14 protein-coding genes are annotated in these 13,192 nt (G+C 68.1%); 5 read left to right on the forward strand and 9 right to left on the reverse strand.

What is annotated here, in order from left to right:
- Positions 1-150: 150 nt before the first annotated feature.
- On the reverse strand, positions 151-711 hold the full coding sequence (locus CQR48_RS04955) for a hypothetical protein (protein ID WP_101452179.1): 561 nt from the start codon (positions 709-711) through the stop codon (positions 151-153).
- 93 nt (positions 712-804) lie between these two features.
- On the reverse strand, positions 805-1,476 hold the full coding sequence (locus CQR48_RS04960) for an ssDNA-binding protein (protein WP_101452222.1): 672 nt from the start codon (positions 1,474-1,476) through the stop codon (positions 805-807).
- 1,675 nt (positions 1,477-3,151) lie between these two features.
- Between CQR48_RS04960 and CQR48_RS09400 the strand changes: the two genes are divergently transcribed.
- The 4 genes from CQR48_RS09400 to CQR48_RS04975 are packed head-to-tail and all read left to right on the forward strand — an operon-like array spanning position 3,152 to position 4,367.
- Positions 3,152-3,280, forward strand: a complete 129-nt coding sequence (locus tag CQR48_RS09400; protein WP_272867210.1) for a hypothetical protein — start codon at positions 3,152-3,154, stop codon at positions 3,278-3,280.
- Positions 3,255-3,686 carry a hypothetical protein gene (locus tag CQR48_RS04965; protein ID WP_143252491.1) on the forward strand — a complete coding sequence of 144 codons (432 nt, stop codon included), beginning with the start codon at positions 3,255-3,257 and terminating at the stop codon, positions 3,684-3,686. Before CQR48_RS09400 ends, CQR48_RS04965 begins: the two co-directional genes overlap by 26 nt.
- A 29-nt stretch (positions 3,687-3,715) precedes the next feature.
- Entirely contained in the window at positions 3,716-4,012 is a 297-nt protein-coding gene (locus tag CQR48_RS04970) for a hypothetical protein (protein WP_101452224.1), read from the forward strand.
- A gap of 1 nt (position 4,013) precedes the next feature.
- Positions 4,014-4,367 (forward strand): hypothetical protein, encoded by a 354-nt coding sequence (locus tag CQR48_RS04975; protein ID WP_101452225.1) that lies wholly within the window; start codon positions 4,014-4,016, stop codon positions 4,365-4,367.
- Here CQR48_RS04975 and CQR48_RS04980 read toward each other — a convergent pair.
- Genes CQR48_RS04980 through CQR48_RS09010 form a run of 3 tightly spaced genes read right to left on the reverse strand, consistent with a single transcriptional unit; the run spans position 4,364 to position 8,656 of the window.
- On the reverse strand, positions 4,364-5,119 hold the full coding sequence (locus CQR48_RS04980) for a PIN domain-containing protein (protein ID WP_101452226.1): 756 nt from the start codon (positions 5,117-5,119) through the stop codon (positions 4,364-4,366). The genes CQR48_RS04975 and CQR48_RS04980 overlap by 4 nt on opposite strands.
- Positions 5,116-5,343: a hypothetical protein gene (locus CQR48_RS04985; RefSeq protein WP_101452227.1), complete on the reverse strand. Its 228-nt coding sequence runs from the start codon at positions 5,341-5,343 to the stop codon at positions 5,116-5,118. Before CQR48_RS04985 ends, CQR48_RS04980 begins: the two co-directional genes overlap by 4 nt.
- Before the next feature lie 58 nt (positions 5,344-5,401).
- Positions 5,402-8,656: an FtsK/SpoIIIE domain-containing protein gene (locus tag CQR48_RS09010; RefSeq protein ID WP_143252492.1), complete on the reverse strand. Its 3,255-nt coding sequence runs from the start codon at positions 8,654-8,656 to the stop codon at positions 5,402-5,404.
- A gap of 73 nt (positions 8,657-8,729) precedes the next feature.
- Between CQR48_RS09010 and CQR48_RS04995 the strand changes: the two genes are divergently transcribed.
- Positions 8,730-9,929, forward strand: coding sequence for a hypothetical protein (locus tag CQR48_RS04995; protein WP_101452228.1), 1,200 nt, complete (start codon positions 8,730-8,732; stop codon positions 9,927-9,929).
- A gap of 66 nt (positions 9,930-9,995) precedes the next feature.
- Here the strand turns inward: CQR48_RS04995 and CQR48_RS05000 are convergent, their stop codons facing one another.
- From CQR48_RS05000 to CQR48_RS09405, 4 genes are read right to left on the reverse strand one after another with little or no spacing between them, the layout of a single operon-like run.
- Positions 9,996-10,277: a hypothetical protein gene (locus tag CQR48_RS05000; protein ID WP_101452229.1), complete on the reverse strand. Its 282-nt coding sequence runs from the start codon at positions 10,275-10,277 to the stop codon at positions 9,996-9,998.
- A 44-nt stretch (positions 10,278-10,321) separates the two neighbouring features.
- Positions 10,322-11,959, reverse strand: a complete 1,638-nt coding sequence (locus CQR48_RS05005; protein ID WP_180335119.1) for a PD-(D/E)XK nuclease family protein — start codon at positions 11,957-11,959, stop codon at positions 10,322-10,324.
- Between the two features lie 8 nt (positions 11,960-11,967).
- Positions 11,968-12,501, reverse strand: coding sequence for a hypothetical protein (locus CQR48_RS05010; protein ID WP_101452231.1), 534 nt, complete (start codon positions 12,499-12,501; stop codon positions 11,968-11,970).
- Entirely contained in the window at positions 12,501-13,067 is a 567-nt protein-coding gene (locus tag CQR48_RS09405) for a hypothetical protein (RefSeq protein WP_101452232.1), read from the reverse strand. Before CQR48_RS09405 ends, CQR48_RS05010 begins: the two co-directional genes overlap by 1 nt.
- Positions 13,068-13,192 lie beyond the last annotated feature (125 nt).

Here is a 13,192-nt window from a genome sequence, read left to right on the forward strand (position 1 = left end):
GCGGCCACAATCCATGGAAGGCGTCCGGGACCATGCCCGACCAAGGTTTCAGCCAATCGAAAACGCGCATGCCCGCCGGTATGCGTCCGGCATTCGCCGCCCGTGACGCAAAACAGGGGCGGACTCTTGAAGAATCCGCCCCCGTTGTCGCTAGTCGGAGTGCCCGTACCGCCGGTCGAGCATGACCGCCCGCGTGGGCGGCAGGGAGCCGTCGGCCAGCCAGCCGGCCATGAGGTCGGCCCGCCGGGCGGGGTCGGGTTCGACCGGGACGGCGAGCAGGCGGAACGAGCCGGGCAGGCCGTCGCCGCCCTCCACCCAGACGCGGATGACCGGCGTGCCGGTCACGACGGCGATACGCCCCGCCGTCCCCCGGTCGGGTTCGGTCGTCAGCCAGTTGACCAGGCCGTCGCCGCTCCTCCAGGCGTAGTCGAGCGCGGTCGAACCGCCGCGCATGCCCTTCACCGGCCGTTCCAGGCACCACAGCTCCCAGGCGTGCAATTGGGAGCGGTCGGGTTCGGCCGTCCCGCCGGACCCGTAGAGCGCAAGGTCGTCGTCCACGTCGTGGAGGCGTTCGGCGGCCCTCTCCCCCCACGCGGGGTCGATGGCGCGCAGACGGTTGACCACGAGGTTGCGACGGTGTTCGAAGTCGTGCCACGGGATGTCCGGGGGCGCGTTGAACCGTGAATCATACAGCCAGCCGGTATCGTCCATAAGCCTGTTTCCTTTCAGTTGGCCCGATATGCGAACAAGGGGGCGGACGGTCCCCCGTCCGTCCCCTTGTGTCCTATGGGTGACGATACCCGCTCACATGCCCATCGCGGCGTACGGGTCGGCGGTCGCGCCCGCCGGGGCGAAACCGTCCGCGTTGTCCGAGCCGAGGTCGGTGAAGCCGTCGGAGGCGCCGCCCAGACGCTCGCCGTCGGCGGCCTTCTGGATGCCGGACGCCCACACGGTCACGCCGCCGTTGGAGGCGACACGGCTCGCGCCGAACGCCATGAGCGTGATCTTCGCGTTCACGACGGCGCCCGGATAGAACTCGCGCTTCGCGGCCGGCACGTCCTCGATCTGCTCGGCGTGGCGGTCGTAGAAGCGGACCGGGTTCTTCGAGGAGGCGCGGACCAGCCAATTGCCCTTCAGGTACGTGTACTTGTCGGCGTTCTTGTCCTTGTCGCCGTCATGGAGCGGGGACGGGAACTCGTCGGTCGAACCGCCGGTGATGGCCTTGCGGACGAACTCGATGGTCTGTTCCTGCGGCAGTTCGCCGGCCTTGATGGCTTCGGCGGTCACCTGCTTCAGCGCGGTGTTGATGGCGTCGATGTTCTCCTTGTCGTCCTTGGAGACGAGCAGGTTGAGATGGTATTTGTCGTCCGAGTACTTGGAGCCGGAGTCGGGCTCGAACAGGTTGAACGTCTGCACGAGGCGCACGTTGCGCAGCATGACGGGGACGGTGATGAACTTCTTCTTGTCGTCGGCCATTGTTCCTCCTTGCAAGGATAGGTTTTCGGTGGGCGGCGCCCGTAAGGCCCTGCGGCCGTCGCCGGTGTTCACGCCCGGTCATGCGTCCCGTCACGGACCCGCATCCCCGGGTATCCACCCATATGCAACCTGCGTCATGCGTCCCGGACGCCGACCTGGCCCGGCTTTGCCCGATCGCAAAAACATGCGTTTTGGTTCGTCATGCCTCCGCCCTACTCCCGCTTGGCTTTGAGGGGGTGGATGACGAACATGACGACCCGTTTTCCCTTAAAGAGAGAGAGTAGGGGAAATTTACGAAAATCGGGTTGACACGTTCGTCATCCACCCCCCTCAGCCCTACTCGCAGTAGGCGTGAGGCATGACGAACCAAATGGGCTATTTTTGCGATCGCGTCAAGGCGACAGCCACGGCCTGCAGGCGGTGGCAAGGAAGGCATCGGGGTAAAGCACACCGCCCTCCCTGTCTATATAAGAGAAGAACAAAAAAATTATTCTTCTTCTCTTATAGGGAGTATCCGGAAATCGGGGAGCCGGCAATACCCCGACTGGCGTATCCCGGAAAGGCGATGCCACGGTCTAGCCCGATCGCAAAATCATGCGTTTTGGTTCGTCATGCCTCCGCCCTACTCCCGCTTGGCTTTGAGGGGGTGGATGACGAACGTGACGACCCGTTTTCCCTTAAAGAGAGAGAGTAGGGAAAATTTACGAAAATCGGGTTGACATGTTCGTCATCCACCCCCCTCAGCCCTACTCGCAGTAGGGCTGAGGCATGACGAACCGAACGGGCCGTTTTTGCGATCGTGTCAAGGCGGCGGCACGGCCTGCAGGTGGCGATGAGGAGGAACACCAAGGTGAAGCACCCACCCCTCCCTCTCTCTATAAGAGAAGAACAAAAAAAATATTCTTCTTCTCTTATAGGGGAGTTTCGGAAATCCGGGGGTGACTGCAACCGTCTCCCGCCTCCAACTGGCGCATCGGGGAGGCGATGCCGCAGTCTTGCCCGATCGCAAAATCATGCCGTTTGGTTCGTCATGCCTCCGCCTTACTCCCGTAAGGGTTTGAGGGGGTGGATGACGAACGTGACGGCCCATTTTCCCTTAAAGAGAGAAGACAGGTGAAAATTGCGAAAATCACCTTGACACGTTCGTCATCCACCCCCCTCAGCCCTACTCGCAGTAGGCGTGAGGCATGACGAACCCTCCGGGCGATTTTTGCGATCGTGCCAAGGTCGGACACCGTGGCTTGCAGACGGCAGAAAGAGGGCACCAGGGTGAAGCACACCGCCACCCTGTCTATATAAGAGAAGAACAAAAAAAATATTCTTCTTCTCTTATAGGGGACATCCGGGAACGGCGAACCGACCCTGACCGCCACCACACCTCCGACTGGCGCCGCCCTAAAAGGCAGTGCCGAGGCCTTGCCCGATCGCAAAAACAGGCGTTTCGGTTCGTCATGCCTAACGCCTACTCCCGTAAGGGTTTGAGGGGGTGGATGACGAACATGACGACCCGATTTTCGTGATTTTCACCTGTCTTCTCTCTTTAAGGGAAAATGGGTCGTCACGCTCGTCATCCACCCCCCTCAGCCCTACTCGCAGTAGGGCTGAGGCATGACGAACCCTCCGGGCCGTTTTTGCGATCGTGTCACAGCCCCTCCCGGCGGCATAGCGGGGACATATGACCACACTGATTGTCGCCGACATCCTTCTCGCCTACACCCTGGCGGTCGTCCTGCACGACGCCTCCGCCATGTCCGACCGATACCGGGAACTCGGTCTGTATGATGACCTCGACCATCGAGCTTGACCTGTCCGGCTGGACGGCCTCCCACCACACGGCGCTCGTCCTGTTCCTGACGCTCGCCGCCGTCGGCCTGCTCGCCGCCCTGGTGTTCCTCGCCGCGCTCCTGGAGCGGCGACCCCTGACCGCCGCCGTGGCGGCCGGACTGGCCGTCGCCATGGCCGTCTGCGCCCTCCTCACACCCCGTCCCGCCGACTTCACCACGCGGGTCGAACAGGAGGCGCGGATCAGCCGGCTCGCCTGCCCCACTCCCCTGAAGGCGCCGGACACGCTGGCCGCCCGCGACAGCCACACGGACTGTACGTGGCGGCGCGACGGACGCGCATACTCGGGCACGGTGACCGTCTGGCCGGCCCGCGACCCGGACCGGCCCGCGCACGTCCTGCTTCAAGGACGCATGCACGGGGACTGATCTTCTCTTGGATAACGGAAAGGACCGTCATGGCCGATATCATCACCGACCCGCAGCTGACCGCCGACACCATGCGCCTGGCGAACGGGCTGGCGAACGGCACGCCGCGTGAACGACGCGCCGCCGCCCGTCTCGCCCCCGCACTCCCCCTGCCCGTCAACCCGGACGGATACGCGCCCCGGGACACGCCCGCACGCCTGGAGACCATGTTTCGGCGCGCCTGCGAGACGGGCCAGTACGGGCTCGCCCATGCGTTGAACGCCGCGCTTGCGGAATTGACGCTCGTCGCCGAGAACCCCGGGCTGCCCCTCTCCCCGGAACGCTGACATGGGCCGCCCCTCCGATTTCGATACGCTGATAGCCCGCGGCGTCGCGGATGCGGACCGGTGGCAGGCCCGCCGGTTCAGGCGTCTCCTCCGCCGCGGTCTGCTCGCCGTCCTCGCCGTCCTGCTGGCCGTCGGCCTGGCTTGCGGCGCGGCATGGCATGCCCGGCAGGCGCGGGACAGGCGGCTCCAGGTCGCCCGATGCGAGACCCGGGCCGCCCTGCTCGCTGAACGGACACGCGACTACAAGGGCGGCGGGACGCTGCCGGAAACCCGGGTCGACTGCGCGGCCGACCCGGAACAGGGGCTGGGGACCCTCGACCGGGCGCTCGCCCGCCTGGAGCGGGCCGGGGACTAGGCCCAGCCGTTGCCGTCCGGCCCCCAAATGCCATACAGGGGGTTCGGCAGGTCAGAGGCGCCCCCGTGTTTCGTGGTGAACCGTCCAAGTCGGTCCCGCCCCTGCGGCCCCGAAACGGGGCGGGCGGCCCGCATCGCGGCGTGCTGCCGTTCCATCTCGCGTTCGAGAATGCCGCCAAGTGCGGAGATGCCGTCGTGTCTCTGGGAGGTTTCTGCGAGTTCTTGTAGGGTCCGTGGCGTTTTCCTATGGGCTTTGACCATTTTCACCATCGCCGCGGCGAATCCCTCGTCGTCCTCGGCGTACAGTCTTTCAAGGAAAGCGTTTGGGGTCGATATGGCGATACGCCAACGCCGGGAGATGATATCGGCGTGAAAATCTTTGACATTCAAGGTCACCAGTTCATCCGCGCGCGCGAATACGGCACCGGCCAATATCGGGGCGTCGTCCGGATCCCTGACCGCCTGTCGTATATCGTCGCCGACGACGACCTCACCGATATTCGCTTTTGGAAAGGCCGTATCGATGACATGGATTTTCCTTTCGGTCAGCATCTGGGGGTGCCCATACCCTAATTGGGTGAAACGTTCGGTCAGATGCTCTCTCAACTCGTCTTCCACGTAGGAGGACCATTTCGGCTCATACAGTGGCCTATCCGTGTCGGCCAGTGAGAGAAAGACGTCGGATACCAGTCCCCCGTACAACACGTTGGTGTCAAGGAATGCCGCAGGCGCAGTGCCACCGCCCCGGGTCAATTTTCCAGCATTTCGTTAATGCTGTGCAATTCCGCCATAGCTGCACGTCGACCGTCAAGTTCACGTCTGGCTTCCCTGACCTCGTCCGCATCAAACATGTCATGGTGGAGCGCATGCAGAAACCCTTGGCGTTCCAGCATCCTCATGCCTTCCGGGGATGTCGCCAGAAGTCCCAGCGCCTCATCCCGGGTGATCAGCCGCTTGCCTCTTGTCTTTCCGAACATCTCGGCTCCTTTCCGTCGGGTCGCGCAGGACATGCGTCCCGACGGAATCCAGTCTAGATCAGAAGTCCCAGTCCTCCTCGGAGGCCTGCGCCGCCTCGACCGGCGTTTCGTCCGGCACGGGCGCGGCCACGCCCACCGTGCGCGGCTGTGGCGGCCGGAACCGGGACAGGTCGATTTGGGCGGGGCGCGGCAGCCCATCGCAGGCGTCCGCGAGCTCCTGACTGGCGCCCGACCACCAGCATTGCACCATGCGCACCTGCCCGCCGAGCGGCTCATAGAGGCCACGCCCCTTCGGCATGCCGCCCGACTTGGCGGCCTGACGTAGCAGCCGGTTCGCCTCCCGGACGTTCGCCTGGCTGATGTTGCCCGCCGTATTGTCCGCGAGCCCCAGGAACACGCGGCCGAGCATGCCGAGCGCCGTCGGGCTCATCGACTTCACATCCTCCGCGCGCAGCTTCTGCGCGCCCAGCAGGAGCATGATGCCCGCCGACCGTGCCTGGGTCAGGATCTGGCTGATGTCATTGCCGATGGTCGCCCGCAACCCGTTCTCCCAGTCGATGCGCGCGTTCGCGTTGTCGATATCCGGGTCGCCTAAAGCGTTATCCAGTTTCCCGCCGGACTTGCCGAGCAGTGAATTGAACTCGTCGATCTGCACGAGCAGCGGGGCGGGCCGGATGTCGGCCGGCAGATCGAACAGGTCGCCGCCCCCGTTGGCTTTGATGAGCGCGACCCGCCGGTGCATTTCGGCGACCATCCACTGGGCGAGGGCGTACGTGTCGGGCAGTGTGTCGCAGAACGCGACCAGATGGTCTTTGATGGGGCGGAAGTCGTTCGCGCCCTTCGACGGGTCGGCGACCGCGACCTGGAAGCCCAGGCGGAGCGCCGCGCACACGAGCGTGACCGACACGGAGCTTTTGCCCGACCCGGTCGTGCCCGCGGCCAGCAGGTGCGGGGTGACGGCCGGATCCCATACGGCGGGCCGCCCGTCGGCCTGCACGCCGAACGGCAGCACCCGGGTCCCGGGTTTCAGGAGCGTCCAGTCGCTCGGGGCGCGGTCGGGCAGCGGGTCGTGCGTGCCGAGCAGGAGCGTGAACCGGGTCGCCGTGACGGGCGCGACATACGAGTAGCCGGCGTTCGCGGCGAAATCATCCATCGACGCCTCCACGCTCTCCCGGGACAGGCCGGTGGGGATGTCGAAGCCGACACGGGTCAGGCCGCCCGGCGCGGGCGTGATATCCATGGCCTCGGGGGTGCGCCCGTCCGGGGCGACGGCCTTCGCGGCCGCCCACGCGGCGGACAGGCGGAGCCGGAGCGCGGTCCGGTAGTCGTCCGGATCCTCCCACTCGTCCTCGTCGTCGCAGAACCGGTCGCCCGCCCACAATTCGACCGTGCCCGCGTCCAGCCACCGCCACCAGGCCACGTCCGCGCCCGCCAACGCCTGGAGACGCACCTGCGCCTTGCGCGCGTCCGCGGCGGTCACGCCGCCGGTCAGGCTGATCGGCACGCGCCACATCGTCCAGTCCGCGTCCGGGCCGGCCGCCTGCACGGGGTCGCCGACCAGGGCGGGCCGTTTCAACGCGGACGCGCACGCGCGGGACACGATGACCCGCGCCATGAGCGTCTCCGCCGGCCCGTCGCCCTTCAGGTCGCGCAACGCGGCGGGGATGGCCGGCTGGAACGCCGGGTCGGAGCGCACCCAGGTGAAGTAGCGGGTGAACCAGCCGTTGTCCCGCGGGTTGCGCATCGGCAGCGCGTCCGCGACGGTCGCATCCCCCATGGAGGGGCGCACGTCCAACGCCATGTAGTCCAACGCCTGGTAGGAGCCCTTGCCGGGCAGGGCGACGGGCATCGCGGTGAGCGTCCACCCGTCGTCCGCCTCCAGGGTCTGCTCGTTGTCGTAGTAGAACGCGGCGGGCACGGGCAGTTTGCCCCCGTCCAGCGCGGTGTCCCACGCGGACTCGTCCGCCCCCCACCTGTCGATGAGGTCAAGATAATGCGCGGCGGACCGGGTGGCGCTGAAATCATGGTTGAACCATTTGGAGGCGGTCCGGTCGTCGAAGTCGATGGCCTTCCGGTCGCCGACCCACACCCAGCCGAACGCGAACGACGGGTCGACGAGCATGTGGACGCCGATGAGCGTCCCCCAGTCGCCCAGCTCCCCGTCCGTGGAGCCGCGCAGCCAGTCGAGCCGGACGCGCGTCCAATCCGGTTGCGGCCCCAGGATCGTCCACTTGAACGCGGCCGGTTTGCCGTCCACGGTGCCGACCTGGTCGAGCTTGCAGTGGGCGGGCCAGCACGAGTAGTTGAAGCCCAGGCGCGCATCCTCCATGTCGCAGCGGACGACCATGCCGACCGGGTCGGCGGCGAGCGCCTTCGGGTCGGGCCGGTCCATGGGCGCGACATCCACCCACACGTCGTTCGGATGGTCCGCATCCTCCTCCAGGGTGAACGCGATGTCATACCCGTCGGCCTGGGCGGCGGGGCGGATCGCATCCCGGACGGACTTGTCGACCCACGCCTGCCGGCCGCCGACCCGGAGCCGGAACAGCCGCTCCCCGTGCGCGCCGAGTTTCGTGTCGGACAGCCAGGTGGGGGGTGCGGCGACCTTCAACGAGTGCGACGCGTCGATCCACCCGGAGAGCATCCGCTCGGAGTCCCGGTCCGCCCGGTACGCGACCCCAGCGCCCTTGACGGCCCGCCACGCGGGGAGAGGGGCGAGCAGGAACGGGAGTCCGAACAGCCAGGCGGGCGCGCCCAACGCCCAACCCGTCAACCCGGCGAGCAGCCCGACCCCGGCGAGGATAAGCGAGGGGCGCGCCTGTTTCTTCGACCAGGTGACGGACCGGCGTTTCACCCGGTACGGGCCGTCCCCGCCCCGGGAGCGTTCCGCGGCCAGACAGACGAACACCATGAGGGAGACGGCCTGCACGACGCCCAGCCATGGGGCGCGGCACAGCCAGCCGGTGAGCAGCCCCAGGCCCAGGCCGAACGCCATGCGCGGCCGGCGCGGGTCGAGCACGTCCGTCACGCGCGGGCACCACAGGCGGGCGCGACGCGCCGCCTTGTCCTGTTTCGCCTCCATGCCGGGCGCGGGCGCGGGCCGGCCGTACGGGTCGCGTCCCGTCGGCTTCACGGGCCCGCGCGCCACACTCCCCGCGGCCGGGAACAGGATGGCGAGCGGCAACGCCCACGGGAGTCGGAGCAGGGCGGCGAGGACGGCGAGCGCCACGCCGCCCGCCATGACCAGCGGATGCGGGCTGGGACGCTCCTCGTCACGACGGGGGGAACGGGAACGTTGCTGACGGTAAGCCATACACCCCGCCTATGCCGGGCGCATAGCCGGACGGCGGCAAGACCAACACCCTTTCACGGAGAGGAGCATCATCATGGACCAGCCCAGAAAGCCCGCGGGAAGCCCGGGCGGCACCGGCGGACAATTCGACCACGATCCGACGGGAGGCGCCGCCGGACTCCCGTCCTTCGCGCCCGCGGGACAGGCGGTCACCCGGTATGAGGACGCGGAGGAGACCCGCCGCATCCTCGACCAGGCGGGCAGCGTGTACGTCACCGGCGACGGACTGCGCATCGACGACAAGGACGGGCACCTGCTGTTCCAGGAGTCCGACGAACACCGGCTCGACCAGGCGACACTCGTCCACGACCCGAAGACCCAGAGGGCCGTCCGCCAGGCGCTCGCCGACCCGATGGACACGGGCGACGCGGCGATGACCCCGTCCGCCAGGCGCGCCCGCGCGAAGGCCGCGTTCCGGCTCGCCAGCCCGTACTCGCGGCGCGGCATCATCGACCACAGTCCGAACGCCCGGTATCTTCCGGGCTCCTACATCGCGCACAGCCTCGCCCACCGGCGCGACCAGGAGGCGGCGCTGGACCGGCTGAACAGCCTCTACCTGGAGGATGCGGCCGCCGCGTCGAACGTCATCCGCGCGGGCTTCCCGAACGACAAGCACGGCGCGTTCCGGTTCATCAACTACACGAAGGTGAAACGGTATGCGGCCGACGACAAGAACGGGCATAAGCGCGGCGAAATCATGCGCGACGGCAACGGGCAGTCGATTGCCGAACCGAAGGGCAAGAACGCGCGCAGCTATCTTCGCATGCTCTGGCAGCCGACGAACGGCGTGCCCGACAAGGCGCAGGTCGATGACATGTGCCGCGCCCTGAGCCAGATGGACGGGGATCCGAACGTGCAGGCCGAAGTGTTCTACGAGGTGTGCTACGGGAACGGTACGCCGCGCAACATGTCCGGCATGCTCGGGTCCAACCGTTCGTCCGAGGGGCGCGGCTGGAACCGGCTGGACCGCGCGTCCGCGGAGCGGGGCAACGGGAACGTGGCCCGCATGCTCGCCTACCGTAAGGCCCTGACCCCGCAGGCGGCCGCCGAGTTCCTGAAAATGGGGCCGGGCGACAAGCGGCTCGCCAACACCCGGTGGACGACCCGGAAGCGGGACAAGGCGACCGGCAAGATGCGGGACGTGACGCCCGCCCGTCTGACGGAGATGCGCTCGTTCATCCACGCCGCGTACGCGGATGATTTCAAACGGCTCGGCATCGACGTCGGCCGTTGACCGATCACAAGGGAGCGCCCCCGGAACCGTCATGGCTCCGGGGGCGCTCCCCTGTTGTCCGCTCTCTCAGAGGCCTTCCCGGTCGAGTTCCAGGTCGGTGTCGTCCGGCTCGATGTCCTCCTCCCACACCCACGGGCGGTCGGTCATCTCGAGGCCCTTGTCGAGACGGCCGTCGGTCGCGTAGCCGGCGAGTTCCGCGAAGGCGAGCGCCTCCGCGGCGGTGCCGAACCATGCGGCGTTGTCGGCCAGCTGCACCCACTCCGGATGGGTGCCGTCCATGGTGTCGTCGTAGAGATACAGTCCGTCGTCGCGGCGGATCGCGTACTCGGTGTTATCCTGTGCGGTCATTGCTGACCCCTTTCACTTGGGTTGTTCGGTTTCCCGGTTGGGTATTATGCGAGCAGGGCGCGGACCGCCTGCATCGATTCGCCGGCCCGGCGGGCCGCGTCGGTCACGCAGTCGAGCGCCTGCCGTCCGGTCGCGGCGCCCGGCCGGCTGGTGCTGTCCGCGTCGAGCAGGTCGCGCAGGGCGCGGTCCGCGTCGCGGACGAACACATGCTGCGCCCAGTCGAGGAGCCCCGCCGGATCGGGGTGGCCTTCGGCCAGTCCCTTGACGGGCGGGTTCAGTTCCGGCCACGCGCATTGGGCGACCGCCCATTGGGCTTTCAGCCAGACGATGAGCGTCTCATGCGGGTCGCATGAGTGTTCGGCGGCGTACCGCCATGCGTGGGCGGCGGTCAGTTCGAGATGGGTGACCGCGTAGGACGCGGTGTTGAGGCTCCCCTTGATGACGGGCGCGTCGTAGGGCCGTCCGTCGCTCGGCCGCCAGCGTGGGGTCGCGGGCTTCGGTTCCGGCTTCGGCGCAACCTTTGGCTCTTCCTTCGGTTCGGCTTTTGGTTCTTCCTTCGGCGTGGCCTCCGGTTCGCCGACACCCCACTTGTCGAGTGCGGCCTGTCCGGCCTCGCTCGCCCACGGGTCCGCCGGCTTCGCCTTCGGCTTCGGTTTCGGCGCGGGTGTCTCGCCCGACATCATCGCCATAAGTTCATCCATGTCCGCCATACGCGGCTCCTTTCCGTCCGATATGTCCGTGTCATGCGTCCCCGAAAGCCGGCCCACGGCGAACCGCGGGTCGGACGGGGCGAACGGCTGACAGCCCGCCGTCTCGCGGCCCCGCGCCCCCGAGACCCTCACCACCGGGCAGACGCGGGCCAACGGGCACCACGGGCACAACGGGGACGGGTTGAGGTCGAACACCCGCGCCTCGCAGGCGCGGCCGATAGCCTGGCCCGTCTGTCCGACCCAACGGGCGGTCGACTCCAACGCATCCCGTGACAGGTCGGCCTCCACGCGCGTCCCGCCCGCCGTCACATACACGTCGGCCGCGCTGGCGACCGGCACACCCTCGTCGCCCAGCAGCATCCGGTAGACGCGCAGCTGGTCGGCGTGTGCGCGTTTGCCGTCCCGGCGGGACGGGACGCGCCCCGTCTTCCAGTCGACCACATCACCCGACCGGTCGAGATAATCGACCTCGCCGGACACGGGGACGCCTTGGATGACACCCTCGACGTGACGTTCCGTCGCCGCCGGGACCGGGGGCCGGCCCAACGCCATGTCCAGCTCGAACCCGTCCAGGCGTCCGGCGGCCGCGTCCATCCAGTCCGTGGCGGTGACGACCGACCCGTCCGGGCGGGTCACCCCTTCCGGCAGCGGGTCGTCGCCCCAGCCGCGCCTCCGGATGCGCGCGCGGATCCGCTCCACGCCGCGCTCCACCTCCACCCGCCAGTCGGGCGCGTTCACCTGCGGGCTCTCATGGACGGCGGCCTCGAGGGCGCCGTGTGCGAGCGATCCCAGGACGAGCGGGGACTGCCAGTCGGGCGGCACGTCGAGCAGACGGGACGCGAGCCAGCGTCCGGGGCATTGCGTGAACGCGGACAGCTGGGAGAACGACAGGCGTCGTGGGGCGCGAACGCCGGCCGCCCGCACGAGCGGACGGTCGGCGTCGAACAGCATCAGGGGTTCGGTATCGGTCATACCCTCTATCATGCGTCCCGAACCGGCAACGCCGGCTCGGACAGGGCGACAGTCCGTTCTTGAACCGGTGCAACCGGTTCGGACAGGGCGGAAGCCCGTCCCCGAACCGGCAACGCCGGCTCGGACAGGGCGACAGTCCGTTCTTGAACCGGTGCAACCGGTTCGGACAGGGCGGCAGCCGGTTCATCCGGCGACGCCTGCTCATGGACCGGCAATGCCGGCTCGGACAGGGCGGCAGCCGATTCGTCCGACGCCCACGCCTCGGAAAGCACACGCCACAACGGCGCATACCGTCGGCCGCCCAGCATCGTCGTCCCCGACGCCGGCAAATGCAAACGCGGGTCGATACGCACCAGCTCACGCTCACCCACCGGCTCGCCCAGGACATTCAGCCACCGGTGACGCAGACGCGCACGCGACAGGCCATGCACATCCACCGGCCACGGCAGCACGCCGCGGGCGGCCAGCACGCCGACGAACGATTCGGGGCACTTCAACACGCCCGCCACCTGGGCGCGCGTCAACTCGCCCGGCGACACCATCAGGCAAGCCCTTCGAGGACGGACGCGTCCAGACGGCCGACCGCGCGCGTCACCGCGGCCGCACGCGCATACACGTCACGCGCATCCAGCCCCTCCGCGTCCGGGACCAGCGCGCCGAGCATGCGGATCGCATCACGCACACCCGCACCGTCCTTCACGCCCGCGGCGATGACCTCGCCGTTCCGCTTCAACTCATCCGACTCGCCCGCCCACGAGACGAGCAGACGCGCCGCCTTGCCGACACGCGGCGACAGGAGCGCCGACACCAGCTGCGCCCGGTCATCGCCCGTCGCGAACGGCCGGACCGCTGCGGCCACCCGCCCGTCCTCCAGGCGCGCCGACAGGTCAAGCACCCGGCGGATGTCCGCCACCGCCAGCCGCGTCTTCGCCGCGTGCGACGGGCGCGCCTTCGGCTTGGCCGGCTCCGGCTGCGGGGTCGGTTCGACCTGGGGCTCCGGCTGCGGCTCCGGCTCGGCCTGGGCCGGCTCCTCTCCGAACCCCTCCGCCTGGGCCGGCTGCTGCGGCTCCGCGTTCCACTGACTGCTGTTGTCATCGAAGAAACCCATAGGAGACCTTTCTCTTCAAAACCAAACGGGTCACCCGCACGCTATGCGCGCCGGCCAATGCGTCCGCGCCCCCCGGGGCCGGAGGCGAGCCGCGCGAGGCCGGGCCCGACGACGACACCGCCCCC

Source organism: Bifidobacterium thermophilum (assembly GCF_002846655.1).
Lineage (GTDB): Bacteria > Actinomycetota > Actinomycetes > Actinomycetales > Bifidobacteriaceae > Bifidobacterium > Bifidobacterium thermophilum.